At 63.4% G+C, this 26,085-nt stretch carries 22 protein-coding genes; 4 read left to right on the plus strand and 18 right to left on the minus strand.

The window, feature by feature from the left end:
• Positions 1–13: 13 nt before the first annotated feature.
• The 5 genes from JH15_RS06830 to JH15_RS06850 form a co-directional block, all read right to left on the minus strand.
• Complete coding sequence (locus JH15_RS06830; protein WP_043528240.1) at positions 14–547, minus strand: hypothetical protein; 534 nt, start codon at positions 545–547, stop codon at positions 14–16.
• A gap of 4 nt (positions 548–551) precedes the next feature.
• Entirely contained in the window at positions 552–2,081 is a 1,530-nt protein-coding gene (locus JH15_RS06835; RefSeq protein ID WP_043528243.1) for a sensor histidine kinase, read from the minus strand.
• A gap of 836 nt (positions 2,082–2,917) precedes the next feature.
• The gene (gene argA / locus JH15_RS06840; protein WP_043528244.1) at positions 2,918–4,231 is read right to left on the minus strand and encodes an amino-acid N-acetyltransferase; all 1,314 of its coding nucleotides are present in this window, start codon (positions 4,229–4,231) and stop codon (positions 2,918–2,920) included.
• Positions 4,232–4,446: 215 nt separating this feature from the next.
• Positions 4,447–5,712 carry an inorganic phosphate transporter gene (locus JH15_RS06845; protein WP_043528247.1) on the minus strand — a complete coding sequence of 422 codons (1,266 nt, stop codon included), beginning with the start codon at positions 5,710–5,712 and terminating at the stop codon, positions 4,447–4,449.
• 83 nt (positions 5,713–5,795) lie between these two features.
• Entirely contained in the window at positions 5,796–6,476 is a 681-nt protein-coding gene (locus JH15_RS06850) for a TIGR00153 family protein (RefSeq protein ID WP_043528248.1), read from the minus strand.
• Between the two features lie 101 nt (positions 6,477–6,577).
• Here JH15_RS06850 and JH15_RS06855 point away from each other — a divergent pair, with 101 nt between their 5' ends.
• Complete coding sequence (locus JH15_RS06855; RefSeq protein ID WP_043528250.1) at positions 6,578–7,447, plus strand: CYTH domain-containing protein; 870 nt, start codon at positions 6,578–6,580, stop codon at positions 7,445–7,447.
• Positions 7,448–7,480: 33 nt separating this feature from the next.
• Positions 7,481–8,365 (plus strand): ion transporter, encoded by an 885-nt coding sequence (locus JH15_RS06860; protein ID WP_043528253.1) that lies wholly within the window; start codon positions 7,481–7,483, stop codon positions 8,363–8,365.
• Here the strand turns inward: JH15_RS06860 and JH15_RS06865 are convergent.
• Entirely contained in the window at positions 8,362–8,985 is a 624-nt protein-coding gene (locus tag JH15_RS06865; protein WP_043528256.1) for an L-threonylcarbamoyladenylate synthase, read from the minus strand. The two genes, JH15_RS06860 and JH15_RS06865, sit on opposite strands and share 4 nt — an antisense overlap.
• 13 nt (positions 8,986–8,998) lie before the next feature.
• Positions 8,999–9,922 carry a PHP domain-containing protein gene (locus tag JH15_RS06870; protein WP_043528258.1) on the minus strand — a complete coding sequence of 308 codons (924 nt, stop codon included), beginning with the start codon at positions 9,920–9,922 and terminating at the stop codon, positions 8,999–9,001.
• A gap of 97 nt (positions 9,923–10,019) precedes the next feature.
• Here JH15_RS06870 and JH15_RS06875 point away from each other — a divergent pair, with 97 nt between their 5' ends.
• Positions 10,020–10,319 carry a YciI family protein gene (locus tag JH15_RS06875; protein ID WP_043528261.1) on the plus strand — a complete coding sequence of 100 codons (300 nt, stop codon included), beginning with the start codon at positions 10,020–10,022 and terminating at the stop codon, positions 10,317–10,319.
• A gap of 194 nt (positions 10,320–10,513) precedes the next feature.
• The gene (mnmC, locus tag JH15_RS06880; protein WP_052383933.1) at positions 10,514–12,565 is read left to right on the plus strand and encodes a bifunctional tRNA (5-methylaminomethyl-2-thiouridine)(34)-methyltransferase MnmC2/FAD-dependent 5-carboxymethylaminomethyl-2-thiouridine(34) oxidoreductase MnmC1; all 2,052 of its coding nucleotides are present in this window, start codon (positions 10,514–10,516) and stop codon (positions 12,563–12,565) included.
• A 9-nt stretch (positions 12,566–12,574) separates the two neighbouring features.
• Here the strand turns inward: mnmC and JH15_RS06885 are convergent, their stop codons facing one another.
• From JH15_RS06885 to JH15_RS06935, 11 genes are all read right to left on the minus strand, one after another.
• On the minus strand, positions 12,575–12,841 hold the full coding sequence (locus tag JH15_RS06885; protein WP_043528264.1) for a YheU family protein: 267 nt from the start codon (positions 12,839–12,841) through the stop codon (positions 12,575–12,577).
• Positions 12,838–14,901, minus strand: a complete 2,064-nt coding sequence (gene ligA / locus JH15_RS06890) for an NAD-dependent DNA ligase LigA (RefSeq protein ID WP_043528266.1) — start codon at positions 14,899–14,901, stop codon at positions 12,838–12,840. The genes JH15_RS06885 and ligA overlap by 4 nt, the downstream gene beginning before the upstream one ends.
• A gap of 97 nt (positions 14,902–14,998) precedes the next feature.
• Complete coding sequence (gene zipA, locus JH15_RS06895) at positions 14,999–16,699, minus strand: cell division protein ZipA (RefSeq protein ID WP_043528268.1); 1,701 nt, start codon at positions 16,697–16,699, stop codon at positions 14,999–15,001.
• 197 nt (positions 16,700–16,896) lie between these two features.
• A complete protein-coding gene (gene smc / locus JH15_RS06900) occupies positions 16,897–20,400 on the minus strand; it encodes a chromosome segregation protein SMC (RefSeq protein WP_043528270.1) in 3,504 nt (1,167 codons plus the stop codon).
• A 1-nt stretch (position 20,401) separates the two neighbouring features.
• The gene (gene ccmI / locus JH15_RS06905) at positions 20,402–21,649 is read right to left on the minus strand and encodes a c-type cytochrome biogenesis protein CcmI (protein ID WP_043528273.1); all 1,248 of its coding nucleotides are present in this window, start codon (positions 21,647–21,649) and stop codon (positions 20,402–20,404) included.
• On the minus strand, positions 21,646–22,116 hold the full coding sequence (locus JH15_RS06910) for a cytochrome c-type biogenesis protein (protein WP_043528275.1): 471 nt from the start codon (positions 22,114–22,116) through the stop codon (positions 21,646–21,648). The genes ccmI and JH15_RS06910 overlap by 4 nt, the downstream gene beginning before the upstream one ends.
• Positions 22,107–22,634 carry a DsbE family thiol:disulfide interchange protein gene (locus tag JH15_RS06915; RefSeq protein WP_043528277.1) on the minus strand — a complete coding sequence of 176 codons (528 nt, stop codon included), beginning with the start codon at positions 22,632–22,634 and terminating at the stop codon, positions 22,107–22,109. Before JH15_RS06915 ends, JH15_RS06910 begins: the two co-directional genes overlap by 10 nt.
• Positions 22,631–24,625 carry a heme lyase CcmF/NrfE family subunit gene (locus JH15_RS06920; RefSeq protein WP_043528280.1) on the minus strand — a complete coding sequence of 665 codons (1,995 nt, stop codon included), beginning with the start codon at positions 24,623–24,625 and terminating at the stop codon, positions 22,631–22,633. The genes JH15_RS06915 and JH15_RS06920 overlap by 4 nt, the downstream gene beginning before the upstream one ends.
• 12 nt (positions 24,626–24,637) lie before the next feature.
• Positions 24,638–25,147: a cytochrome c maturation protein CcmE gene (gene ccmE, locus JH15_RS06925; protein ID WP_043528282.1), complete on the minus strand. Its 510-nt coding sequence runs from the start codon at positions 25,145–25,147 to the stop codon at positions 24,638–24,640.
• Positions 25,137–25,340 (minus strand): heme exporter protein CcmD, encoded by a 204-nt coding sequence (gene ccmD / locus JH15_RS06930; protein WP_043528284.1) that lies wholly within the window; start codon positions 25,338–25,340, stop codon positions 25,137–25,139. The genes ccmE and ccmD overlap by 11 nt, the downstream gene beginning before the upstream one ends.
• Positions 25,340–26,080: a heme ABC transporter permease gene (locus JH15_RS06935; protein ID WP_043528286.1), complete on the minus strand. Its 741-nt coding sequence runs from the start codon at positions 26,078–26,080 to the stop codon at positions 25,340–25,342. Before JH15_RS06935 ends, ccmD begins: the two co-directional genes overlap by 1 nt.
• Positions 26,081–26,085: the final 5 nt, after the last annotated feature.

Genomic DNA, 26,085 nt, shown 5'->3' on the forward strand with positions numbered 1-26,085 from the left:
CTCCAACGGTCGATCAAGGGGTATGCTGGCGTAGATTGATGTTCTGCTCGATGGCGGTCAGCGCCTCGAGCTTGCGGGCCAGCTCCTCGTTTTCCTGCATCAATTGGGATCGCTGAGCTTCGACTCGCACTACCCGCTGGGCCATGGCCCGACGCCCTTCCACCTCGTTGAGCCAATAGCGCAACAGCGGCTGAAGATCGCTCGGGGCGGCATGCAGGTCTTCACTCAACAATTCCGAGGCAAGTGCCCATTCGCGCTCGGTACCCCAGGCCAGAGCAACCGCCCGTGCCAGTCGGTAACGGCTATTCTCGCGTTCGGTGCGGCCCAGGGTGTCATCGCGCCACTCCCGGTCGCCGCGCTGGGAGGCCAGGGCATAATCGATCCAGGCCTCGACCAGACAATCGCTCTCTTGCAGGGTAGGGATGCGTTCATCGCAGGTAATGGCTTCGGGTTCCTCCAGACCGGTCGTCTCTTCGGTCGGAGGCAATAGTTCACAACCTGCCAGCAGGGTTGCCGCCAGCAGGCTTACGGGAACACGAAAGTCCATGGTTTCAGTTCCTTGCGTCAGTGCTCTCGCTTATCGGCAGCGACAGCGTTGTTCTCGTATCGTGTGCGACCGCATGTTGTTCGGTGGGTTCCGGCAGGACGGCCCGGGGCGGGTGCCAGGGAAGCGTCAGGCGAAAGCAGACCGGCAGCGGATCGTGTTCCACCAGTTCAAGCCGCCCCTGTTGAGCCGCCGCGCAATCCGCGGCGATCGACAACCCGATGCCCGAGCCCTTGAGCGGCCCCTTGCGCCGGGTCTGGCCCTGGTAGAAAGCCTCGAACAGACGCGAGCGGTCGATTTCGGCGATCGGCTCACCGCTATTGGCCACTTCGAGCACCAGAGACGATCCATAGCGCTGTCCGCGAATCTCGAGACGGCCCCCGTCCTCGCCATAAGCGATGGCATTGGATAGCAGGTTGTCGAGAATGCGTCCTGTCGATGTCCGATCGGCCTGCCATTCCAGGGGCCCCTCGAAGCGATCGACATGCATGCCCTTGTGCTCCAGCGCCAGCTGATGCTTGGCAAGCAGCTCCTTGACTACCGCAGCGACGTCGAAACGTTCGACCTCGATGCCTTGCTGGTGTTGTAAAAGATTGTAGTTCAATAACTGCTCGATCAGGGTTTGCAGTTCCTGACCGCTGGCGTCGATCAATTCCACGATCTCGCGCTGGTGGGGCGTGAGCTCTCCCGCCACGTCATCGCCCAACAAAGCCGTGCCTTCGCGCACGCTGGCCAACGGAGTCTTGAGTTCATGCGACATGTGGCGCAGGAACTGCTGCTTCTGGGCCTCGAGCTCCGCCAGGCGTGACGACAGCCAGTCCAGCCTGTCGCCGAGGCTGACCAGCTCGGCCGGCCCCTGGATATTGTTCTGGGGCGTACTTTGGGTGGCGCTACCCAGACACAGAATGCGGCGCTCAAGCTGACGGATCGGCCGGATGATCAGCCAGGTGAACAGCAGCATCAGTACCAGGCTGGCGGAAACCAGAGCCGTGGTCTGTAACCACAGGCGGGTCTGCACGGCACTGGCGCGCTCGCGAATGGTGTCGATGCGGGTATCGATCTGTCGATTGGTGGCCACACGCATCGCGTCGGTGTATTCGGCGAATGTCGCGAACATCGGCAGCGCTTCGCGGAATTCCTCGAGTTCGAGGTTGGGCAGGGTCTTGAGTTGCTCGAGTTGATCGGCCAGAGCGGCTACATCGGGATCGTCGGGCAAAAGCCGCCGATGCTGGGCCAGCAGTATGCCGAACTCGTTGGCACGCTCGAGGTAGAGGTCGAGCAGGCCTTCCTGTTCGACGATGGCGTACTGGCGAGCGCTACGCTCCATTTCCAGTGCCAGGGAAGAGAGTGCACGCGCACGTCGCGTTTCTTCCACCGCCTGGCGGGCACTTTCATCGGCAAGCTGGGTCAGCTCGGACAAGGCCTGCCCCGCCTGGTACATGAGGATACCCAGCGGCAGCATGACGACGATGAACGCCATCAGAACGAGCTGCAGCAGCGAGCGGGGACGCCAGCGACGCGAGACCTGCGTGGTCATGACTAATGTTCTGTGTAGTAGTGATAACGGCAAGGACATGCGATGTACCACTCAGAATAACAGAGTTGTCTCGTCGGCTTTAGCTTTTCCCTTTGTCACCTGTGTAAAATTTGATTGCAAAAAAAGAGGGCCGGCAGGGCCGGCCCAAGGTACGCAGGGAACTGAAGGGTAAGTGAATACCTAGAACTGCCTGCCTGATCAGGCACTTATCGGCATTCGCTTTGGGCCGAGGCCCTGAAGCCATGTCGCTGACGTGACGCCAACAGGGGCTGTCATCGACATGCGGGTAGCGAACCACCCGGCTTCATTTCTGCAGCGTCGCCACGATTTGCCGTGTGGCGGCGCCGGCTGAATTCGATCCCCCGAAGGGGATGAGGCATCCTTGCCAAAGGGCGTCCTTGCCCAGCGGTACCATTCCTTGCCTATTCGGCGGTACCCGTCTCATCGCAACCTAAGTCACACATCGCGTGGAGCAGACGCTGATCGACTCGACTGGTCAGGTCTCACAGGGTGGTGCCCTTCCCGGTGAGTCGATCGAGAAAGTGATTCGAGCCGTAGTGAATCACTTCCCGTTGCTCACCCTATATAGTGCGAGAGCCGTGCCATGTTTTTAGTAATCCCTCTATTTTCAGCAACTTAATAAATAAAAAAGCCGTGCCATGTTGGCACGGCATCGATAACGGCCGGTTTTTTCATGCTCGTTGAGTCTAAAACGTCGCCAATCACCAACAGACAATAAAAGCCAAACATAAACAGCTTTCTTAACAACTACTTACCTCGTTGCTGTTTAGCGACATCAGCAGCGGTCAGGTAGCCTGCCGGAGACAACGACCCCCTCAGGCCAGCGGCTTGATGAGAATCTTGGACTTGCGGGCATGGTTGTAGGCGTCGCGCTTGAGCGGCGGCAACACGTCGATCGCGTCCAGCCGGAAGCCGTGTTCAAAGAACCAGTGGGTGGTGTGAGTGGTCAACACGAACAGGCTATCGAGCCCACGCCGACGGGCTCGGCGCTCGATCTCGGCGAGCAGCAGCTCGCCGCGCTTGCCACCTCGATAGTCATCGTGCACCGCCACGCAGGCCAGCTCGCCCAGGCGCTCCTCGCCGAAGGTATGCAAGGCGGCACAGCCGATCACCATGCCGTCGCGCTCGATGACGATGTAGTCCTCGATCTCGTGCTCCAGGCGTTCGCGGGAACGTGCCACCAACATGCCGCGGCGCTCCAGGGGCTCGAGCAAGCCGAGCAGGCCGGCCACATCGCCAAGCTCGGCGGGACGCAACTGTTCGTAGCGATGCTGGGTGATCATCGTCCCCACCCCGTCGCGGGTGAAGAGCTCCCCCAGCAGGGCATCATGATCGTGCCAGGAAAGCAGGTGGGTACGCGCCACGCCATGCCGGGCGGCATCGCAGGCGGCCCCCAAGTGGCGAGACAGTTCACTGCCCGGCGTCGCCTGGCGGTAGAGCGGCTCGGCCTCGGCCGGTGTGAGCTGACGCTGCAGGGCCCCGCTCTCGTCATGCAGCCCATCGGCTTCACCCAGCAGGATCAGCTTGTCGGCGGACAGGGCCACCGCAGCATGCTGGGCCACCTCCGAGGCATCCAGGTCGAAGACCTCGCCGGTACTGGAGAAACCCAACGGCGGAAGCACCACCAGCGAGCCCTGCTCCAGTAGCCCTTTGATGGCATTGGCCCGTACCCGGCGCACCTCGCCACTGCGGTCGAAGTCGAGGCCGTCACGTACCCCCAAGGGCTTGGCCATCACCAGATTGCCCGATACCGCGGTGAGCTCGACGCCATGCAGCGGTGTATTGGGCAGCCCCAGCGACAGTCGGGCTTCGAGCCACAGTCGCTGTTCGGCGGCGGTGCGCTCGACATGGGCCATAACCTCACTATCGGCGACCCAACGCCCGTCGCGGCGCACCGGCTCGATGCCTGCAGCACTCAATGCCGCCTGTACCTGCGGCCGGATACCGAAGACCACCACCAGGCGAACGCCCAGGGTATGCAGCAACGCCATATCCTGGAGAAGCTGCTCGCCTCGCCCTTCCGCCATCGCCTCGCCTTCGATCAGTATCACGAAGGTTCGGCCTCGGTGCGCATTGATGTACGGCGAGGAATTACGGAACCAATCGACGAAGGGAAAACGATTCTTCAAGGCCGTGCTCCGGCAACGATGAGTGAAGGAAACGACTATAACAGAGGCGAAAAAACGGCGGCACCACTGGTGTGGTGCCGCCCGTTAGATCGGATCAATTGGCGTTGCGAGCGATGAGAGGCTGGTTGCCGCCGGAGCACAGCTACCGGAATTTACTGAAGTAAATGAGGATAGCACGCACCGCCGGCAATCAGGATATCGAGCGCAGCAGCCAATTAGCCAAACATGCCCTTAAACATAAAGAAGAACAGGATCGCCAGGCCCGCCCCGGCCGGCAACGTGATCAACCAGGACATGACGATGGTGCCGATCACGCGCAGGTTCAGCGCGGCCATGCCACGCGCCAGGCCTACACCGAGTACCGCCCCCACCAGGGTGTGGGTGGTGGAAATCGGCAGGCCGGTACCCGAGGCCAGCACGACGGTCGTCGCTGCTGCCAGCGTGGCGGCAAAGCCCCGGCTCGGCGTCAGCTCGGTGATGCCGGTACCTACGGTCGCGATGACTCGGTGGCCGTAGGTCGCGAGCCCCACCACGATACCCACGCCCCCAAGCACCAGCACCCACCATGGCACCAGCGCGGCGCTGTCGATGACCCCTTCGCTCTGTACGACGCTGATCACGGCCGCCAGCGGCCCGACGGCATTGGCGACGTCATTGGAGCCATGGGCGAAGGCCATGGCACAGGCGGTAAACAGCATCAGCACGCCGAATACACGCTCCACGCCATTGAAGCCGAAGGCATCGTCTTCACGTTTTACACGCGTCACGCGGCTTTCGAGCCAGCCCCCCAGACCCATGATCACCAGGCCGAAGAGAATCGACAACAGGGCACTGGCACCGAAGCCGAAGTCCAGGCCGATGTGCTTGAGGCCCTTGGTCAAGGTCACCATGGCGACGATGAAACCGACCAGGAAGATGTACATCGGTACGTAGCGCTTGGCTGCGGCGAAGGGATCCTCGTTCTCGAAGATCAGGTGCTGCACCGACTTGAACAGCATGAAGGCGATCGAGCCAGCCAATAGCGGGGAGACGAGCCAGCTGGAGGCGATCTGTCCCACCTTGCCCCACGCCACGGCCTCGACCCCCAGGCCCACGGCGCCGAACCCGACGATGGCCCCGACAATGGAGTGAGTGGTGGATACCGGCCAGCCCTTGGCCGAGGCGACCAATAGCCAGATCGCTGCGGCCAGCAGGGCCGAAAGCATGCCGTAGACCAGTAGTTGCGGGTTCTCGGCCAGCAAGTCGGGCGAGATGATGCCACCGCGAATCGTGGAGGTGACTTCACCGCCGGCCAACCAGGCCCCGAGGAACTCGAAGACCATGGCGATGAGGATCGCCTGCTTGATGGTGATGGCCTTGGAACCGACCGAGGTGCCCATGGCATTGGCGACGTCGTTGGCCCCCACGCCCCAGGCCATGAAGAAGCCAAAAATACAGGCCAGGATGATGAAGATCTCGCCATGTTGCGCAATGATCGACATAGGTGGAAGGATCCTATGTGGGTGTCAATGGAAGCGGAAAGCAGAAGCCCGCTGGATCGCAGCGGGCTCTCTCGTCAGTCGTCTCAACGTGCCGTCAGAATCTGCAGACGGCTGCCGACACGCTCGGCGCGGTCGGACACTTCACCCACCCAGTCGATGATCTTGTACAGGAAGATCACGTCGACCGGTGGCAGCTCGCTTTCGAGTTCGAACAACTGGCGGCGGATAGCCACCTGCTGGTCGTCGCTCTGGTGTTCGAGCTGGTGCAGTTCGCGAATCAGGTTCTGCATCACGTCGGAAACGTTGCGACCGAACCCGGACTCCAGCAGATCCTTGAGTTCCTCGAGTGCCTTCCTGGCTTGCGCGACCGAGGCCACGGCCGTTTTCATGTATTCGAGGAACGGTTGCTGCAGGGGCTCCGGGGTCACCATGCAGCGGCCGAGCATGATGCCGGTGATGTCGCGCACCTTGTTGGCGATCTTGTCCTGCACGCTGATCAGGTCCAGCAGGTCGGAGCGCGACACCGGCAGGAACAGCGAGTTGGGCAGGTTCAGACGCAATTCGGTCTTGAGCGAGTCGGCGTCGTGCTCGAGTTGCGTGATGGTTTCGCGATGCCTGGCAGCCTGTTCCCAGTCGCCGGCCAGTGTCGCCTCGTAGAATGGCACCAGCATGTCGGCACAATCATTGACCTTGACGATGTGGGCGAGTAGCGGCTGGAATGGCGAACGGCCGAACATCGCTGAAAACGGATTGGGAGTAACCATAGAGAGGTTTTAGCTTAGGAAATGGCGGCCCTCAGTATAGAGTCTGACGACAAGGCCGTCATGAAAAATTCACCGAACCGACTCACTAAGGTCATGATTCCATGAGCCAGGAAATCGAACTCAAGCTGGCCCTGGCCGACGATGCGGCGTCGCGCCTGTTCGCCCATCCGCTGCTTGAAGGCGCACCGTCGTCTGTCTATCCGCTGCGCAATACCTACTACGACACCCCCGAGGCAACGTTGGAAGCCGCCCGCGTGGCCTTGCGCATACGCCGCACCCCGACCGGCCTGCTACAGACCCTGAAGACCAGCGGCCAGGGTCAGGGCGGGCTATCGGTGCGCGGTGAATGGGAGTGGCCGATCGAGAACGAGACCCTGGACCTGGTGGGGCTTGCCAAGCTGCCGCCGATGCGCGACCTCTCCGCCGATACCTTGGCGTCCCTGATTCCACGCTTCACCACCGATTTCGAGCGTCATGCCTGGCATGTGGAGACCGATGACGGTAGCGTCGAAGTGGCTCTGGATCGCGGGGAGATTCGTGCCGCCGGTCGCCGTGTGCCGATCGCCGAGCTGGAACTGGAACTCAAGGGCGGCAAACCCCAAGCGCTCTGGTTGCTCGCTTCACGTCTCGCCGAGCAGGTTCCCCTGCGACCCGCCAGCACCAGCAAGGCCGCTCGCAGCGCGGCGCTGCTGGCCGGATCGTGGCCACTACCCAACGATCCGAATACCCCGGCAGCGTGGCTGGAACGTGCGATCGCTGCACTCGATGCCTACCATGACAGTCGTGACGAGGCTTTCAAGACATCGGCCCGGGAAAGCCTGGCCACGATGGCCGCGCGCGATACCGATGACGACACGCAGCGCCTGGCCGCCCGGCTTGCCGAGCGTCTCGAGGGGACGTCATGGTTCGATGTAGACTTCGGTCGTGATGCGCTGACACTGGCGCAGCGATTGACGACCCCCGGGCCGTAGTGCCCCGTCACGGAACGACTAAAGGAGTACGGTGTGGAGTCTCAGCTGAAACCGGCCGGAGAAGGGCTTCGCACCCGTCTCTTCCAGATTATCTTCGAATCGGATACGCCTTTGGCCAAGGGATTCGATATCGCCCTGATCATCACCATCCTGGCGAGTGTCGGCGTGGTGATGCTGGAAAGCGTGACGGCCATGCAGCCCTACGGCCAAGTGTTCTATGGGCTGGAGTGGTTCTTCACTCTGGCTTTCACTCTTGAGCTCGCCTTGCGTCTTTATTGTTTGGAAAAGCCGCTTACCTATCTCAAGAGTTTCTACGGCATCATCGACGTGGTCTCGATCCTGCCTACCTGGCTGGTGCTGCTACTGCCAGGCGCCCAATCGCTGGTGGTGGTGCGGTTGCTGAGAGTGCTGCGAATCTTCCGCATTCTGCGCATGATGCAATTCGTCGGTGAGGGACGAATGCTGATCGACGCCCTGAAGCGTAGCTGGCACCAGATCTTCCTGTTCCTGTTCAGCATCTTCATCGTGGTCAGCATCTTCGCCTCGATCGTGTACCTGATCGAGCCGCGCGAGGCGGGCTTTACCAGTATCCCCAAATCGATCTACTGGGCGGTGGTCAGCCTGACCACGGTCGGCTACGGCGACATCGTTCCGGTCACTGCCCTCGGGCAGACCATCACCATGATGCTGATGCTGATCGGTTATTCGATCATCGCCGTGCCTACCGGCGTCTTCTCGGCCCAGGTGATCCGCTCGATTCGCGAGGAGCGCTATTCCGACGAGGCTTGCCCCGGCTGCGGGCACGATCGCCACGAGAAGCGTGCCCGGTATTGCCTCAAGTGCGGGACCTGGCTCGACGAGACCAGCGAAGACCCAAGAAAAGAGGGCATCACCCCACCCGAGAATGCCGGCGACTAGCCCTGGAACGGACTGATGTCGCCACGACCCTCGCGCAGGATGACCGGCGGGAGGTCGCGAAGATCGATCACGCTGGTCGGCTCGAGGTGGCAGGCGCCACCATCGATGATCAAGTCCAGATGCGCACCGAAACGATCGCGGATGGCTTCGGGGTCGGTCATCGGCAGCGTTTCGCCTTCCGGAATCAGCGTGACGCTCATCAGCGGCTCGCCCAGCGCCGCGAGCAAGTCGTGGGTAATGCGATGGTCGGGCACGCGCACGCCGATCGAGCGGCGCTTGGGGTGCAGCAGCAAGCGCGGCACTTCGGTAGTGGCGACGAGGATGAAGGTGTACGGCCCCGGCGTATGGGTCTTGAGCAACCGGAAGACGATATTATCGACCTTGGCGTATTTCCCGATCTCCGACAGATCCGAGCAGACCAGCGTGAAGTTGTGCTTGTCGTCCAGGGAACGCAGCCACTTGATCTTCTCGATGGCTTTCTTGTCGCCCAGGTGGCAGCCCAGGGCATACCCTGAATCGGTGGGATAAGCCACTACTCCGCCCTGGCGAATGATCGCTGTCGCCTGATCGATCAGGCGCTTCTGGGGATTGTCGGGATGAATCTCGAAATACTGCGTCATGGGTCGCGTTCCTTTAAATCGATTCGCTGTTAGTCACCGGCTTGGCTGCGCCGAAGGCGGCCAGGCGCGGATGCATCCATACCGGCACGACGCGGGTGCGTGGCACATCGCTCAAGGCTCCCGGGGCGATGGCACCCCCCGGAAAATGAAAATCGCTGCCCAGCGAGCCGTAAAACCCGCGTTCATCGAGCTGCCGCGCCAGGTCACGGGTCAGATCGGCGTTCTGGTAGCCGCTGACCAGCTCGACGGCCTCGCCACCTGCCTTGTGGAAATCGTCCAGCAACAGGCCACGTTTGCGTCGCGTCATTCCATAGCGTAGCGGATGCGCCAGCACCGCCACCCCACCGGCGTCGACGATCCATTCCACCACCTCGGAGAGATAGGGCCAGTGAGACTTGACGTCACCGGGCTTGCCGTTGCCCAGGTATTTCTTGAAGGCGGTGGCGATGTCGGGCACCAGTTCGGCTTCGACCAAGGCCTTGGCGAAATCGGGCCGGCCCAAGGGGCGATCCTCACCCCCCGTTTGCTGTCGCGCACGGGCCAGCGCATCCTTGAGGCCGATTTTCTCCAGCCGAGTGGCGATCACTTCGGAACGCGCTTCCCGTGCCCGTGCCTGGGCAACGAGCCCTTCGTCCAGTGCCCCCTGCGCCCCATGAGGCAAGAGCCCCACGACGTGGATGTTCACGCCGCGCCATTGCGAGGATAGCTCGGTGCCGGGCAACAGGCACATGCCTAGCGGCTCGGCAGCGGATTGGGCCTCGGCGACGCCCGCCACGGTGTCGTGGTCGGTCAGCGCCATGTGGGTCACCCCCCGCTGATGGCAGAGCGCAACCAGCGCGGCGGGCGCCAGGGCACCGTCGGAGGCGGTAGAGTGCATGTGGAAATCGATTCCCCGGCCTTCGGCCAGGCAGGTAGGCAATGCGGAAAGCGCAGTCATTGGCATGACGCCACGCGGCGTCTTTGTCAGAATAAAGGGCCACCATGGTGCGCGTCCGGCGCGACACGGTCAATCCTGGCCAGGAGGAAGCACGCTAATGCTCTACGCAATCATCAGTGAAGATACCCAGAACAGCCTCGAAAAACGCCTGGCGGCACGGCCCGACCATTTGGCACGTCTCGAGAATCTACGCGAGCAGGGCCGCCTGGTACTGGCCGGCCCCCACCCGGCCATCGACGCCGAAACACCGGGCGATGCCGGCTTTACCGGCAGCCTGGTGGTCGCGGAGTTCGACGACCTGGACAGCGCCCAGGCCTGGGCGGACGCCGACCCCTACACGATCGCGGGGGTGTATCACCAGGTCACGGTGAAGCCTTTCAAGAAAGTGCTGCCCTAGGCGTCACCCGCCGGGCGTGGACGACGTCCGGCGGGCAAAGGAAGCGTTGCCGCTCACCGGTTGTGCATAACGTTCTTTGCACAGCATCTGTGGATAACTGTGTTAACAGCCCGCGGACGCATTGCGCCAAGCCACAACGCGCCTTGCGCGGCGATAATCGATCAATTTTTGACCTAGCCGAACGGAGTCACCGCGTGGCCGCTTCCGCCGATGCATCCTCCCTGCCGACCGCCCTGTCCCACGCACAACTCGATTGGCGGCGTGACGATGCCGAATTGGAAACGCCCCATTCCCGGCATTTCGACGATGTCTATTTTTCCCGCCACGATGGCCGCGCCGAGACCGAACACGTCTTCCTTGCTGCCAACGACCTGCCACAGCGATTTGCCGCCTGGTCGTGCGCCCGTCCGTTTACCATTGGCGAAACCGGTTTCGGTACCGGTTTGAACACGCTCTGCGCCTGGGCCTGCTTCGAGCGGTATGCCGCGCCCGGGGCCCGGCTGCATCTGGTCTCCACCGAACGCTACCCCCTCACCCGAGACGACCTGGCACGCGCGCTGGCGGTATGGCCCGATCTTGGCGACAAGGCCAAGCAACTGGTGGCCCGGTGGCCCGAGGCCGTGGCGGGCGTGCACCGGCTGGTACTCGCTGAGCGCGTCACGCTGGATCTGCACTTCGGCGACAGTGCCGAGCGCCTGGCGCATCTCGATGGTCGTGTCGACGCCTGGTTCCTGGATGGCTTCGCGCCCGCCAAGAATCCCGACATGTGGCAACCGGCCCTGTTCGAGGCCATGGCACACGCCAGCCACCCCGGCGCCACGTTCGCCACGTTCACGTGTGCCGGAGTGGTCAAACGCGGGCTTCGTGCCGCCGGGTTCAACTGGCGCAAGGTGCCAGGGTTCGGGCGCAAGCGGGAAATGCTGGCAGGCGATATCGCTTCGCCCCCCGCCGATATCCGGCGACAGGCGACGCCCTGGTTCCAGCCGCCCGTCCCGCTGCCGGCGCGCCATGTGGCGGTGATCGGAGCCGGGCTGGCCGGCGCCAGCGTGGCCCATGCCCTGGCACGCCGCGGGGTGTCGGTGACCCTTGTCGACAAGGACGGCCCCGGGAGCGGCGGCTCGGGCAATCGCCAGGGTGCGCTGTACGTCAAGCTGGCGGCCGAGGCCAACCTGCAGAGCCGTTTCTATCTTGCCGGGCTGCTGTATTCGCGGCGCTGGCTGGCCGAGATCGACCCCGAACAACAATTATGGCGGGATTGCGGCGTGCTGCAACTGGCGTCCTCACCCCGGGAGCGCCAGCGCCAGTCGCGCTTCCTCGAGCACTACGGCCTACCCGAGACGGTCGTGACACGCGTGAACGCCGACACTGCCAGCCGGCTCGCCGGGCGTGGCGACGCGATGCGCCTAGGCCTGGCGGCGGATGACGGTACGGAGATGGGCGGGCTCGATTATCCACAGGCGGGCTGGGTGCGCCCGGCCCGTTTGTGTGAATACTTGGCAGCGACTCCTGGCGTGCGCTTTCAAGAAGGCGAGGCCGTGCGGCTCGAACGGCAAGACTCGGGCTGGCAGGTTCACCTCGCCGACGGGACGACGCTCGAGGCCGACCACGTGGTGATCGCTACCGCGGCCTTGGCCAACCGCTTTACCCAGACCGAGACCCTGCCGCTGCAGCCCATCCGCGGCCAGGTATCGATGCTCGACCTGCCGCCCGGCGTGCCTGAACTTGGCCGCGTGGTGTGTGCAGGCGGCTATGCCCCACCCGCGCTGGACGGCGTACAGACGTTCGGCGCCACCTTCGCACCGAATACTGCCGATACCGACCTGCGCGAGGCCGACCATGCCGCCAACCTGGCCGAACTCGAACGCACCCTGCCGGGATACGTCGAGGCCTTGCGCCAGGCGGGGGTCTCGCTCGACCCCGCCTCGCTATCCGGCCGCGCCGCAGTTCGTGCCGCCAGCCCCGACAAGACGCCCTATGCCGGCCCGGTACCCGATGCCCAGCGCTGGCAAGCCGATTACGGTGTATTGTCCAAGGATGCCAAACGGATTCCCGAGATTCCGGGTGAACATCATCCGGGGATGTGGATCAGTGCCGCCCATGGCTCACGCGGTCTGGCCAGCGCACCGCTGTGTGCCGAGGTGATTGCCTCACGCATCTGCGACGAGCCGTTACCTGTCGAAATCGAACTCGCCGATCACCTGCATCCCGGCCGGCGAGTGATCAGCGATATCATCCGTGGACACTAGAGCCCGGCTTCAACCTTCTTCGTCATCCGCCAGGTCACGACCGAAGGCGCGCCACTGGGCGAGAGTGAATACTTCGGTGGTTTCGGTCTGAAGATCATGGGCAATCACAAGCTCGCCCTTCTCGAGCTGACGCTTGAGCTGCCCGACCCAGCCGCGCATGCCCTCGCCGGTGTCGGTGGTGTCGTAGCCCTGGCGGGTCACGAACGTCTCCAGCAGCGCATCCAGCGTCTCGCCCGGTAGCATGCGGTACGGCACTTCAACGAAACGGCCACTCATGTCGCTTCTCCCGGGGTTGAGGGGGTGTCGCCGCGCTCCCAGGCCTCGAGCCGGGAAAGGAATTCGCGCTCGTCGAGTACCGGCACGCCCATTTGCTCGGCCTTGTCGAGCTTGCTGCCCGCACCGGGCCCCGCGACCACACCCGCGGTCTTCTTGGACACGCTGCCGGCAACCTTGGCCCCCAGCGCTGTGAGCCGCGCCTTGCCTTCGTCGCGCGTCATGCTCTCCAGCGTGCCGGTCAGCACCCATGTTTGACCCGACAGGGGCTGTGGACGCTCTTCGACGGCGGCCTCCTCCCAACGCACGCCCTGCGCCCTCAGGTCTTCTATAGTCTCGAGGTTATGGCTCTGCTGGAAGAAGGTATGCACGTGATGGGCCACGATCGGGCCGATATCCTCCACGGCTTCCAGCGCCGCCTGATCCGCTGCGATGATGGCATCGAGCGTACCGAAATGACGTGCCAGGTTATTGGCCGTGGCCTCGCCCACCTCACGGATGCCCAGGGCGTAGATGAAGCGCGGCAGCGTGGTGCGCTTGGCCTTGTCGAGCGCCGCCACGAGGTTTTCAGACGACTTGCGCCCCATGCGCGGCAGCTCGGTCAGCTGCGCTGCATCCAGGCGGAACAGGGCGGCCGGTGTCTTGACCCAATCTCGCTCGATCAACTGGTCGATGAGCTTCTCGCCCAGTCCGTCGATATCCAACGCCCGACGACCGGCAAAGTGCCGGAAGGCTTCCTTGCGCTGGGCCGGGCAGTAGAGACCGCCGGAGCAACGTGCCACGGCCTCGCCCTCGATGCGCTCCACCTCGGAGCCGCAGACCGGGCACTGGCTGGGGAAAACGATATCGCGCGCATCACCCGCCGGTGCAGGCTCGACGACACGCACCACCTGGGGGATGACATCACCGGCGCGTCGGATACTGACCCGGTCGCCGATCTTTACCCCGAGGCGTGCGATCTCGTCCTGATTGTGCAACGAGGCGTTGGCGACCGTGACGCCCGCGACCGCCACCGGCTCCAGGCGCGCCACCGGGGTGATGGCCCCGGTGCGCCCCACCTGGTACTCGACGTCATTGAGTCGCGTCACCTGCTCCTGGGCCGGGAACTTGAAGGCGACCGCCCAGCGAGGCGCCCGGGCAACGAAGCCGAGCTCACGCTGCAGACGCAGGTCATCGACCTTGATGACGACCCCGTCGATGTCGTAACCGAGCCCATCGCGCTTCTCGCCCAGGTCGCGGCAATAGTCGATCAATCCCTGGCTGCCATGAACCACCTGGAGCAGGTTGTTGATGCGAAAACCGTAATCGGTCAGGCGCGCCATCAATCCGCTATGGGTCTCTTCGCCGGGATCGGGTTCGATGCGGGCTACCTGATAGGCGTTGAATTCCAGCGGCCGCGTGGCGGTGATGCGTGGGTCGAGCTGGCGCAGGCTACCGGCTGCGGCATTGCGCGGATTGGCGAATACCTTGCCGCCCTCCTGTCGAGCCCGCTCGTTGAGCGCTTCGAACTTGTCATGGGCAATGGTCACTTCGCCACGCACTTCGATCAGCCCTGGGGGTGTCGCCCCTCGCAGCTTGAGCGGCACCGATCTCAAGGTACGCAGGTTGGTGGTGATCCCCTCGCCGGTACGCCCATCGCCGCGTGTCGCGCCACTGGCCAGTTCGCCGTTCTCGTAGACCAGCGAGACGGCTGTGCCATCGAGCTTGGGTTCACAGCAGAACGCCAGGGTCTCCCCATCCCGCTCCAATCGCTCACCGGCACGCCGCACAAAAGCGCGAATCTCGTCTTCATCGAACGCATTGTCGAGTGACAGCATGGGTACGGCATGCTCGACCTCGGGAAAGCCTTCCGCGGGGGGCGCCCCAACGCGTTGAGTCGGCGAATCGGGGGTCACCAGCTCGGGATGGTCGCCCTCGATTTCCTGAAGACGGCGCAGCTTGCGGTCATACTCGGCATCGGTCAGCGCCGGATCGTCGAGCACGTAATAGCGGTAGTTGGCATCCTCGAGTTCGGCGCGAAGGCGTGTCACTTCATCGCGCGTCTTGGCGTCGGGCTGGCTCATGCAATAGCGGTCTCGTTGGCAAACGGGAAACGGAAACGAGACAACCCTGTGAGGCTCTCACAGGGTTGTCATCGGTACCGATCGAACGTGGCGTGCGTCAGTTCGCCTGGTAGCGGTGCAGACGGTGACGACGCTCGAATTCGTGTACGCGCTGGCGGGCGAACTCGACGGTCTGGGCCGTCATCACGCTGCGGTTCTCGTCCTTCAGCTCACCGCCCAGGTGACGTACCACCACCATGGCGGTTTCGACCATGGCCTCGAACGCCGCGCTGGTATCGTGGGCGCCGGGCAGCGGCATCAACAGGGTGATGCCCGGGGTGGAGAACTCGTCCATGGACTGGAGCGGGAAGGTACCGGGCTTGACCACGTTGACCATCGAGAACTGCAGCTCGCTGAGCGGATCCTCGGTTTCGAAGCGATGGAAGATGCCCATTTCACGGCTATAACGCAAGCCGCAAGCCAGCATCAGGTCGAGGAGCGCGGTGCCGGAGAAGCCGGCTTCGTCACGCGACATCACACTGATGACGATGACTTCCTCGGCATGGCTGAGCGTGTCGCGGGCATGCTCGCCGTTGACGTCGTGGCGCAGTGCCTTTTCCACCACTGGATGCGGCGTGACGACATCATGTTGTGCCGCCATGGTGTCGTCGTAGGCCTCGTCATGCGCCCCATATTCCAGGGGCTCGTCAGTCGAGGCGAAGGTCATCTGATCGTAACGGGGCTGGTCACTATACGCCGCCGCGCTGGAACGATGCGAAGGCGCAAACAGCGGATCGTCGTAATCGTCCTCGGCCAGCGAACGCTCTTTCTCGCGCTGCAAGCGTTCGGCTTCATGTGCCTCGCGCTCGGCTTTCTCCTGCTGACGACGACTGGCCTCTCGTGCCTTACGCTCGGCCTTCTCCTGCTCGCGCTTGAGTTTTTCCTTGCGGCGCTGTGTCTTGCGCTCGGCAAGGTTGCGCGAGAGTGACGCTCCGAAGCGCTGCATGGAAGCTCCCATTCGTAGCGAATTCGATTTGAAGGAGTCGCTCATGCCATCCAGGTCGACGATTCGATAACGCTCGGCGTCGAGGTGTTCGTCGTGATCCTCCGGATCGGCAGCCAGACCGGGCATGTCCTGCGATTCGCTCCGCGCAGCCTGCCGGGGTTCTGTCTCGAGGGCCGAGAGGGTCGGCTCGCTACGCTCGCGTGAAGCGGCATCATTGGCCTGTGCTGTTGCCTGGGCCTGTGACGCTACCTGGGGTTCGGCTTCACGCGGGGCCGGCTCACTGTGATGAGGCGCTGCCTGGGCACGGGCCGCAGTGCGTTGGGTCGCCGTGACGTCCGGCTGCGGCGCGACAGAATCGGTAGGACGAGTTTCGGCCGCGGATGTCTCAGCGACAGGCATCGGGCGTTCGGCAACTGGCGCGACAGCGGGACGAGTGGCCGTGGACGTCTCAGGGGCATGCGTCTCGTCGGTGTCGTGCGACGGGGCCGACTTGCGCCAGTTGGAGAGCACCGTGGAGGGTCCGGGGTGCTCCTGGCGCTTCAACTTGGGCTTGCCCTCGAACCGATCATAGGTAGCCGGCTTGACGACCCGCGCTCCGCCGTTGGGCAATTCCCATTGGAGTTCGGCCTCGCGTGCCGCCTCGTCGGGATCGTTGACTGGGGTGTCGTTTTTCACCTCTGGACTCGTCGAACGGATGTCGACCTGGTCCAGCCGGGGCACACGCCGCTGGCGCTGGAGGCGGCGTATACCATCGATCACGATGATGCTCACCAGAGCCAGCCCCAGAATGATTAGCCACTCTCTTAGTTCCATGGGTCGTCTTGCCTGTTTGCTAAGGCGCCATGCCTGAATAGGTTGTTCGACAACAGCATAGCGCGATTATCAAAAAAAGGGCCACTATTTTTAATTGTCAAGTTTCGATACAGACCCGAAGCAATTCCCCGCTAATCGTCTCGTCGTTCATCGTGATCCATCCTTGGTAACCCGTTTGAAGTTCCGGTTCAAGACGCTCAGGCCTCGGCAAGCACTGCCGCCTCCTCTATACCCACGGACACCAGGCGTGATACGCCCGGCTCCTGCATGGTGACCCCCATCAAACGCTCGGCGGCCTCCATGGCGATCTTGTTGTGGGTGATATAAATGAACTGAACCGTATCCGACATCTCTTTAACCAACTTCGCGTATCGTCCGACATTGGCATCATCAAGTGGCGCGTCCACTTCATCGAGCATACAGAAGGGTGCCGGATTGAGTTGGAAGATGGCAAATACTAGAGACAACGCAGTTAGCGCTTTTTCTCCCCCCGAGAGCAAATGAATCGTGCTGTTCTTTTTACCGGGAGGTCTTGCCATGATGGCAACACCCGTTTCCAGCAAATCCTCCCCGGTGAGCGTGAGCCATGCGGTTCCACCCCCGAAGACCTTGGGAAAAAGCGTCTGAAGGCCAGCATCGACCTGATCGAAGGTCTGCTTGAATCGGGTCCGTGTTTCCTGATCGATCTTGCGAATGGCGCGATCGAGCGTCTCCAGCGCCTCGCTGAGTTCGCCATGCTGTGCCTCGAGATAGTCGCGCCGCTCGGCCTGCTGGTCGTATTCTTCGATAGCCGCGAGGTTGATGGCACCTAGTCGGCGCACCTTCTCGGCGAGTTCCTCGAGCCGGGTCTGCCAGGCCGATTCGGTGGCGTTGGGATCCAGCGCCTCGGCCAGCTTGTCGCCGTCATGGCCCAGTTCGTTGAGCTGTTCCTGCTGCACCTCGGCCTTGAGCGTCAATGCCTGGACCTGCATGCGTGCCTCCTGAAGACGCTCGCGGATGCCTTCCAGGTTACGTTCGTGGCTTTGGCGAGCCAGTTCGGTATTGCGCAGCGTGTCGGCCAGCGCCGTGGCCTGGTCGCGACACGCAGTCAGCGCACGTTCTTCCTGGGCGCGCCGGTGCAGCAGTTCGTCGAGCCGTTCGCGTTCGTCCTCCTGAGGCTCGAGCAGCATTTCGCGTGCTTCCTCGAGCTCGGCGCATTTGGCTTCGAGACGCTCGCGCGACTGCTCGGCACGCCCTTGCTGCTGGGCCAGGCCTTGTCGCTCGGTGGAGAGTCGCTGATGCTCCAGCGCCAGGCGCTGGACTTGATCGACCAGCGGGCGTTGACGCGCGCGCAGTTCGGCCAGATGCGCTTGCGCCTGGTGTCGCTGCCGTTCCAGCTCCTCCCGCTGGGTACTGCTCTCCTCGAGCGTGGCCATCGCGCCCTGCCAGCGATCGCGAGCCGACTCCAGCGCCATAGCCTGGTCTTCACGCGTCTCCTCGAGCCGCGAAAGCTCCTCGTCGAGTTCCCGTGCGCGAGCATCGAGATGCTCGAGCCGCGTCGCCAGGTTGGATTCCTGAACGGCCAATTGCTGGCGTAGCCGATCCTGGTCACGCTCTTCCTGACGGTACTGTTCCAGTGTGGTCTCGTCACGCTCGGCATTGGCCCGGGCACGCTCGAGCGCCTCATCGTGCGCCACCAGGCGCGCCTCGATGTCTTCGAGCGATTGACGCACCTCGTCGCGCCGACGCTGACTGACCAGCAGGCTATCGGTGGCCCCCGATGCGCCGTGGCGCCGTGCCCAACCACGGCCGAGCCATAATCCATCGGCGGTGATCACGCTCTCGTTCGGTGCCAGTTGCGAGACGCGGGCCCAGGCGTCGGCCTGGCTCGGTGCACAGCGAATCCCGGCGAGCAGCACCGCGGCAGCGCCGGCGCCCTGCACCCGGGCTGCAAGGGTATCTTCGGCCACGCCGGGCTGTGGCTCGTCACTCGCTTCGACCAGCGGTAACTCGCCCGTATCGATGTCCGCCAGCAGCGCTTGTGCGTTGTCGAGTGTCGTCAATCGGGCATTGAGCCAGGGCGCGAGTACCCAGGAAACGGCATCCTCCCAGTCACTCTCGACCTGTAACCGCTCGCCCAGCCGGGGCGCCTGGTCCAGGCCGTGACTGGCCAGGTGCGCGGCGAGGGCACTGTCGTTATCCGCCAGCCCTGCCTGAATCAGCGCCTCGAGCGAGGCGAGTTCACCCTGCAAGGTGCTGCGTGCCTGACGATCCGCTTCACGGGCTTGCTCGCGCTCGGCTTGGGCATGGCGCGCGGCCTCACGCTGGTTGCGGAGCGCCTCGCGGCGCTCCTCGAGGGTCTCGCGCGCCAGATCGAACTCGGCCAGACGCTCGGCCAACTCGCTGCGTTGTTCGCGAAGCTCCGCAACATCCGGAAGTTCCTCGGCTTGCTGGCGGCGGCGCTGCCCCTCGCTGGCCAAACGCTCCAGGGACTGCTCGAGTCCCTTGACCTGATCCTGGGCGCGTTCGGCCTCATGATTGGCCTGGCGCAGGCGTTCATTGAACTCGGACCAGCGTTCGGCGGCGTCGGCATCGGCAGCCTCGGCCTCCTCCAGAGCCTCTTCGAGCTGGGCCAGACTCTCCTCGACTTCCTCACGCTCCGGCCCCAGGGTTTCAAGGCGCTCGTCCAGGACCTGCAGGCGCTCGGCATCGGTTTCACCCAACTGATCGAGCTCGGCCAATTCGCGGCGCGCATTTTCCAGGTCACGCGCCAATTGCTGCTCGCGGGAGCGGCCATGTTCCAGGTTCTGCTCGAGACGGGCGATTTCCGCGGTGGTGTCGTAGAAGCGCTTTTGATGGGCATCGAGCTGCTCGGCCAGCCGGTCGTGCTCGATACGCGATTCCTCGAGGCGGGTCTCGCTCTGTCGCTGGCCGAGAAGTTCGCGCTCGACCTGGGTTTCGAGATCCCGGACCCGGGTCTCCTGCTCGTTCTGCTGTACGTGCAGGGCTCGGGCACGTAGCACCGCCAGCTCGCCCTTGAGCCTATGCTCCTCGTCCTTCAACGCCTGGTAGCGCTTGGCCGCATCCGCCTGGCGATGTAACCGCTCGAGCTGCTTGTCGAGTTCCTCACGAATGTCGTCGAGTCGCTCCAGATTCTCCTGGGTACGTCGCATGCGGTTCTCGGTCTCGCGGCGACGCTCCTTGTACTTGGAGATACCGGCGGCTTCCTCGAGGGTGGCTCGCAGGTCATCAGGGCGTGCCTCGATCAGGCGCGAGATCATGCCCTGGCCGATGATGGCGTACGAGCGCGGTCCCAGGCCGGTCCCCATGAAGAGGTCGGCGATATCGCGACGTCGGCACTTCTGGCCGTTGAAAAAGTATCCTGACTGGGCGTCTCGGGTGACGGTGCGCTTGACGGCGATTTCGGCATATTGAGCGTAGGGCCCGCCCATGCTGCCATCGCGATTGTCGAAAAGAAGCTCGATCGAGGCCATGCCCACCGGCTTGCGGCCCGTGGAGCCATTGAAGATGACATCGGTCATCGATTCGCCACGCAGGGTCTTGGCCGAGGATTCGCCCATGACCCAGCGTACGGCGTCGATGACGTTCGACTTGCCACAGCCGTTGGGGCCGACGATGGCGGTCATGTTGCCATCGAAGGGGACCGTGACCGGGTCGACGAACGACTTGAACCCAACCAGCTTGATCGACTTGAGACGCACGCTACTCGACGATCCTGTCGATCACCACTTCGACCGGCTCCGCGTCTTCCAGGTCGCCTACCGGGATCCCTTCGCGATCGCCGAGCAGGTCGCCGGGTTGCGGCGTGGCCTGCCCGGTCGTGGACACGCGTACGACCAGGCGGGCCTCGTCGACCTGGGAAATAGTCGCCGCCGGGCTCATCGCGAGACTGTCATCGAGAGCCACGTCCAGCGGCAAGTCGGCCACGGTCGCTCGAGCCACGGCCAGGGGAGGCAGTTCACCCGCCATGTCGCGGGCCACCACGAAGACGCTGGCCTCATTCGGCACCTGGTCGCGCAGCGCGGGGGCGAGACTTACGCGAACCCGAATCCCCGGCCCTTGCGCCCCAGGCACTTCGCGATTCTCGGGCTCGATGCCCAGGCGCTCCTGGGCAACCGCAATGCCTTCACGCAGCATATCGGCCGAGCCGGGGTCCCCGAAGCCGGCAATGGCCCGGCGCCAGTAGTCGATGGCCTGTTCGTAGCGCTCCTCGTCGAAGGCATTGATGCCCAGCATGCCGAGCACCGTGGGCTGGCGCGGATCGCGGGCCAGGATCTCGTCGACCAGCGACTGCACCTCATCGGTCATCTGACGATCGGCCATGAAGAAACGAATCTGGGCGAGCTGTGCCAGCAACGCCGTCTGACGCCCTTCGATCTCGATCAGGCGTTCCAGCGCCTCGACGGCCTTGTCACCTTGGCCGGTGTCGCGGTAAAGCGGGAACAGGGCGCCCCAGACGTTGGGGTTGTTGGGTTGCCGCTGGGCTTCCTGCTCGAGTCGCTCGAGCATCATCGGAAGCGACCGATCAGGGTCGTTGCGCACTTCCTGCTGGGCGAGATACAGCGCCAGGTCGCCCTCGGCGCCCTCCTGCATGTACCAGACCACGCTGAAGCCGACCATCAGCACCATCGCCAGGGGCACCGCCAAGCGGCCCGCCAATGGCGACTTGAGCGGTGCACGCTTGAGGGTTTCGGTATCCTCGAGCAGGCTGCGCTCAAGGTCCAGACGATCCTCTTCATAGCGAGCAGCATCGATCTCGCCGCGGGATCGTGCCGCCTCGAGCGATTCGAGCCGGCGCCGGTAGATCGCCACGTTCTGGTCAGCGGTACGATCGTTGGCCTCGAAGTCCTGCTGCGCGGCATGCACGGCTTCCGCTCTGCGCAGGGGTACGGTCAGTAGCCACAGCGCGGGCAACAGCAACAGGCCGAAGGCAATCCAAAGAGATGTCATTCGCTGCCCTCTCGCTTGATCAAGTCGTCGAGTCTCGCGCGCTCTTCCTGCGATAGCTCACGCGCCGAAGCCTGGCGCCGTGAGCGCACGATGAGCATCACCAACACGGCCCCGAGTATGACCAGCACGCCCGGCAAGCCCCACAACAGCCAGGTGCGACCTTCCAGCCGGGGGTTGTAGAGCACGTAGTCGCCAAAGCGCTCGGCCATGTGATTGCGAATCTCCATGTCCGCGCGCCCTTCCTGCAAAAGCTGGTAGACACGGTCACGCATGTCGATGGAGACCGGCGCATTGGATTCGTCGATGGCCTGGTTTTCGCACTTCGGACAACGCAGTGACGAGGTCAATTCACGATAGCGTTGCTCGAGGACCGGGTCGTCGAACTCACGCACCTCTACGGCGGCGTTGGCCAGCCCAGCCATCAATGCCAGCAGCAGCCAGGCCAGGCTGCGGGAGATCACTGCCATTTTTTCACCTCCGGCAGAATCGTCTGCTCAACATCGTCGGGTGTGATGTAGCCCGTGTGGTGATAGCGGATGATGCCGTCGCGATCGACCAGGAACGTCTCGGGCGCGCCATAGACGCCCAGCTCGAATCCCAGGTCACCGTCGGGATCGAAGATGTTGAACTCGAAGGGGTTGCCGAATTCCTGCAGGAACTCGAGCCCTTTCTCGCGAGTGTCCTTGTAATTGATGCCCACCAGGCGCACACCACGCTCGGCCAGATCGAGCAACTGGGGCATTTCCTGCTTGCAGGTGGGACACCACTCGCCCCATACGTTGACCAGGCTCACCTCACCTTTCAGTGAGGACACATCGACGCGTCGCTCGGGGTCCTCCAGGGTAGGCAGGTCGAATTCGGGGAATTCATTCGCCAGGAGTTCCGAATCGCGATGGAACGGATCCAGCGACAACCCGACATAGAGAAACCCGGCCAACAGCAGGAAGCCGACCAGCGGCAGGAGCAGTAACAGGCGCCGTCTCATGCCGTTGCCTCGCGTGCCGTAGCTTCCTCAGCCGCTGCCTGCCGGCGCTTTTGCCGATAGCGACGGTCGAAGACGGCCAGCATGCCACCGCCCGCCATCAACAGCGCCCCGAGCCACAGCCAGCGCACGAAGGGCTTGTACTGAACGCGCATGGCCCAGGCGCCATCGCCGAGATCCTCGCCCATGGCCACATACAAATCACGGAACAGCCCCGGGCGCAGCGCCACCTGTGTCATCGGCATGCCGCGGGCGATGTAGAGCCGTTTCTCCGGGTACATCTCGAACTGACGCGCTCCATCGCCGCGCTGCACCTCGATGGTCGCGGTATCGGCCACGTAATTGGGACCACGGCGACTGCGCAGGTCGGTCATGGTGAAGTTGTAGCCCGCCACCTCGACGCTCTGGCCCGGCGTCATGCGAACGTTGCGTTCGATACTGTAGTTGGAGACCACCGCGACACCGATGATAGTCACGGCCACTCCCAGGTGTCCCAACAACATGCCCCAGTAGGCGAGCGACAGTTTGCGTAGCCCTGCTCCGAACGAACTGGCATGACGGGTCTTGTCATAGATATCGCGCAGCATGGGCAGAACGATCCACAACGCAGCCACCACCCCCAGCGATACCCACAGATTCCATTCGCCGGCGTACAGCAACGGCGCCACGATGCCGATCACCAACGCCGCCACCCCTGCCAGGGCCAGGCGCCGGAACAGGTCGCGTCCCGACATGCGCTTCCAGCGCGCGCTGGGACCCAGGCCCATGAAAATACACAGGATCACTGTCAACGGCACGAACAGGGCATTGAAGTACGGTGGGCCCACGCTGATCTTGCCCAGGCCCAGGGCATCGAGGATCAAGGGGTAGACGGTGCCCATCAGCACGGTCACCGTCATGATCACCAGCAGGATGTTGTTGATCAGCAGCAGGGCATCGCGCGACAACCAGTTGAAGCCCACGGCGTGACTGACCCGAGGCGCACGTAACGCGAAAACGAGCAGTGAGGCGCCGACGGTGATACCCAGCAGCATCAGGATGAAGAAGCCGCGCGACGGGTCGTTGGCGAAGGCATGAACCGACGTGAGCACGCCCGAGCGCACCAGGAACGTGCCCAGCAGGGATAACGAAAACGTGGTGATGGCCAGCAAGACCGTCCAGCTCTTGAACGAGCCACGCTTTTCGGTAACCGCCAGCGAGTGCAACAGCGCAGTCCCGGCCAGCCAGGGCAGCAACGAGGCGTTCTCCACCGGGTCCCAGAACCACCAACCGCCCCAGCCGAGTTCGTAATAGGCCCACCAGCTGCCCAGGGCGATGCCCACGGTCAGAAAGGCCCAGGCAATGTTGGTCCAGGGGCGCGCCCAACGCGTCCAGGCGGCATCCAGGCGACCGCCGAGTAGCGCGGCGATGGCAAAGGCGAACACCACCGAGAAGCCGACATACCCCATGTAGAGCATCGGCGGATGGATCACCAGGCCGAAATCCTGAAGTAGCGGGTTGAGATCGGCGCCGTCCTGGGGAACCGAGGGTAGCGTACGCTCGAACGGGTTGGACGTGATCAGTACGAAAAGCAGGAAGCCGCTACTGACCAGACCCAAGACACCCAGCACGCGCGCGACCATATCCTGGGGCAGGTTGCGCGAGAAGCGGCTGGCCGCGAAGCTCCAGCCGGCCAGCATCAAGCTCCATAGCAGTACCGAGCCCTCATGGTTGCCCCACACGGCACTGAACTTGTAGTACCAGGGCAGCATCGAGTTGGAGTTGTTGGCCACGTTGGCCACGCTGAAGTCATCCAGCATGTAGCTCGTGGTCAGGCACAGGTAGGCGAAGGCCACGAACAGGAACTGCCCGCCTGCCATGGGGCGGGCGAAGGCCAGCCACAGGGGGCGACGCGTGGCAGCCCCGGCCAGCGGCACGACAGCCTGGACGATCGCCATGGCCAGGGCGATCACCAGCGCGAAGTGGCCGATCTCGGGGATCATCTGGATCAACATGGCATCTCCACTCTACTCGGTCTTTTCGGCCTGTTCGCCATAGGATGCGTCGGCTTTTTTCTCGGCGCTGTATTCCGCGGCGTAGTCGGCCGGCGAGTACCCCGCCGCCTCCAGAGCCTCGGCCACTTCGCTGGGCATGTAGTTCTCGTCGTGCTTGGCAAGCACCTGATCGGCCCGCAGACGATTGTCCTCGCCCAGGCGACCGACCACCACCACGCCCTGCCCCTCGCGGAACAGGTCGGGGAGGATCCCGCTGTACCTGACTTCCAGCTCCTCGACGTAATCGGTGATCACGAATTCGACATCCAGGCTGGCAGGATCGCGGGATACCGTACCCTCCTTGACCATCCCCCCTGCGCGAATCTGGCGGTCCACCGGCGCTTCGCCGTTGGCGATCTGGATCGGACTGAAGAACAGGTTGATGTTCGAACGCAGGGCATACAAGGTCAGCCCCACGGCGATCGCCGCCAGGCAGACCAGGCCCAGGATGACGTACAGGCGCTGCTTGCGTTTAGGCCTCATTGACTTCGTTCCTCGATAACTCGCTCATGGCGCGGCGCTCGCGGCGCTTCAGATCGCGCAGCAGGCTGCGCCGTTCGAACCGGGCATGCAGTACTGCGCCGACCATCAAGGCCGCCGTGACACACCAGGCCGCCCAGACATAGGGGGCATGCCCCCCCATCTGCAAAAACTCATTCAGGGAGTCGAAAGCCATCAGCCCTCCTCGCGTGCCAGGTCACGTACCCAGCGCTTGCTCGCCTCGCGACGCAGGATCTCGTTGCGGGTCCGCATCAGCGTCAAGGCGATAAAGAAACAGTAGAACCCCAGCACCATCAACAGCAGCGGCCACCACATGTCGACCGGCATCGAAGGACGCGAGGTAAGGGTGAAGCTTGCCGGCTGGTGCAGGGTATACCACCAGTCGACCGAGTACTTGATGATCGGGATATTGATCACGCCGACCATGGCCAGCACCGAGGCCGCGCGCGAGCCACTGTCACGACTGGAGAATGCGCCACGCAGGGCAATGACGCCTAGATAGAGAAACAGTAGGATCAGCATCGAGGTCAGCCGCGCATCCCACATCCACCAGGTGCCCCAGGTCGGCACGCCCCAGACCGCCCCCGAGAACAAGGCAATGAAGGTCATCGCTGCGCCCAAGGGCGCCATCACCGCTGCCGCCATGTCGGCGACCTTGATCTTCCATACCAGAAAGACCAACCCGGACACGGCCAGGCCGACGAAGATCGACTGGGCCAGGAAGGCTGCCGGCACATGCACGTAGATGATACGGAAGCTGTTGCCCTGCTGGTAATCGGCAGGCGCGAAGGCCAGGCCCCAGACGCTGCCTACGGCGATCAGGAGCACGGCAGCGATCCAGAACCACGGCTGCATGCGTGCGCTGATGCCGTAGAACCACTTGGGCGAGCCCAGCTTATGAATGAAGGCCCACATGACCG

Source organism: Litchfieldella xinjiangensis, assembly GCF_000759345.1.
Classification (GTDB): domain Bacteria; phylum Pseudomonadota; class Gammaproteobacteria; order Pseudomonadales; family Halomonadaceae; genus Litchfieldella_A; species Litchfieldella_A xinjiangensis.

What these genes read in the sequence shown, in the direction of transcription:
- ccmD (WP_043528284.1), bottom strand. Translation starts at nt 25,340, where the DNA reads ATGGCTTTCGACTCCCTGAATGAGTTTTTGCAGATGGGGGGGCATGCC.
- JH15_RS06865 (WP_043528256.1), bottom strand. Translation starts at nt 8,985, where the DNA reads ATGACGCAGTATTTCGAGATTCATCCCGACAATCCCCAGAAGCGCCTG.
- JH15_RS06875 (WP_043528261.1), top strand. Translation starts at nt 10,020, where the DNA reads ATGCTCTACGCAATCATCAGTGAAGATACCCAGAACAGCCTCGAAAAA.
- JH15_RS06870 (WP_043528258.1), bottom strand. Translation starts at nt 9,922, where the DNA reads ATGACTGCGCTTTCCGCATTGCCTACCTGCCTGGCCGAAGGCCGGGGA.
- JH15_RS06855 (WP_043528250.1), top strand. Translation starts at nt 6,578, where the DNA reads ATGAGCCAGGAAATCGAACTCAAGCTGGCCCTGGCCGACGATGCGGCG.
- JH15_RS06850 (WP_043528248.1), bottom strand. Translation starts at nt 6,476, where the DNA reads ATGGTTACTCCCAATCCGTTTTCAGCGATGTTCGGCCGTTCGCCATTC.
- ligA (WP_043528266.1), bottom strand. Translation starts at nt 14,901, where the DNA reads ATGAGCCAGCCCGACGCCAAGACGCGCGATGAAGTGACACGCCTTCGC.
- JH15_RS06885 (WP_043528264.1), bottom strand. Translation starts at nt 12,841, where the DNA reads ATGAGTGGCCGTTTCGTTGAAGTGCCGTACCGCATGCTACCGGGCGAG.
- JH15_RS06835 (WP_043528243.1), bottom strand. Translation starts at nt 2,081, where the DNA reads ATGACCACGCAGGTCTCGCGTCGCTGGCGTCCCCGCTCGCTGCTGCAG.
- ccmE (WP_043528282.1), bottom strand. Translation starts at nt 25,147, where the DNA reads ATGAGGCCTAAACGCAAGCAGCGCCTGTACGTCATCCTGGGCCTGGTC.
- JH15_RS06920 (WP_043528280.1), bottom strand. Translation starts at nt 24,625, where the DNA reads ATGTTGATCCAGATGATCCCCGAGATCGGCCACTTCGCGCTGGTGATC.
- JH15_RS06915 (WP_043528277.1), bottom strand. Translation starts at nt 22,634, where the DNA reads ATGAGACGGCGCCTGTTACTGCTCCTGCCGCTGGTCGGCTTCCTGCTG.
- ccmI (WP_043528273.1), bottom strand. Translation starts at nt 21,649, where the DNA reads ATGACATCTCTTTGGATTGCCTTCGGCCTGTTGCTGTTGCCCGCGCTG.
- JH15_RS06935 (WP_043528286.1), bottom strand. Translation starts at nt 26,080, where the DNA reads ATGTGGGCCTTCATTCATAAGCTGGGCTCGCCCAAGTGGTTCTACGGC.
- JH15_RS06845 (WP_043528247.1), bottom strand. Translation starts at nt 5,712, where the DNA reads ATGTCGATCATTGCGCAACATGGCGAGATCTTCATCATCCTGGCCTGT.
- zipA (WP_043528268.1), bottom strand. Translation starts at nt 16,699, where the DNA reads ATGGAACTAAGAGAGTGGCTAATCATTCTGGGGCTGGCTCTGGTGAGC.
- JH15_RS06910 (WP_043528275.1), bottom strand. Translation starts at nt 22,116, where the DNA reads ATGGCAGTGATCTCCCGCAGCCTGGCCTGGCTGCTGCTGGCATTGATG.
- JH15_RS06830 (WP_043528240.1), bottom strand. Translation starts at nt 547, where the DNA reads ATGGACTTTCGTGTTCCCGTAAGCCTGCTGGCGGCAACCCTGCTGGCA.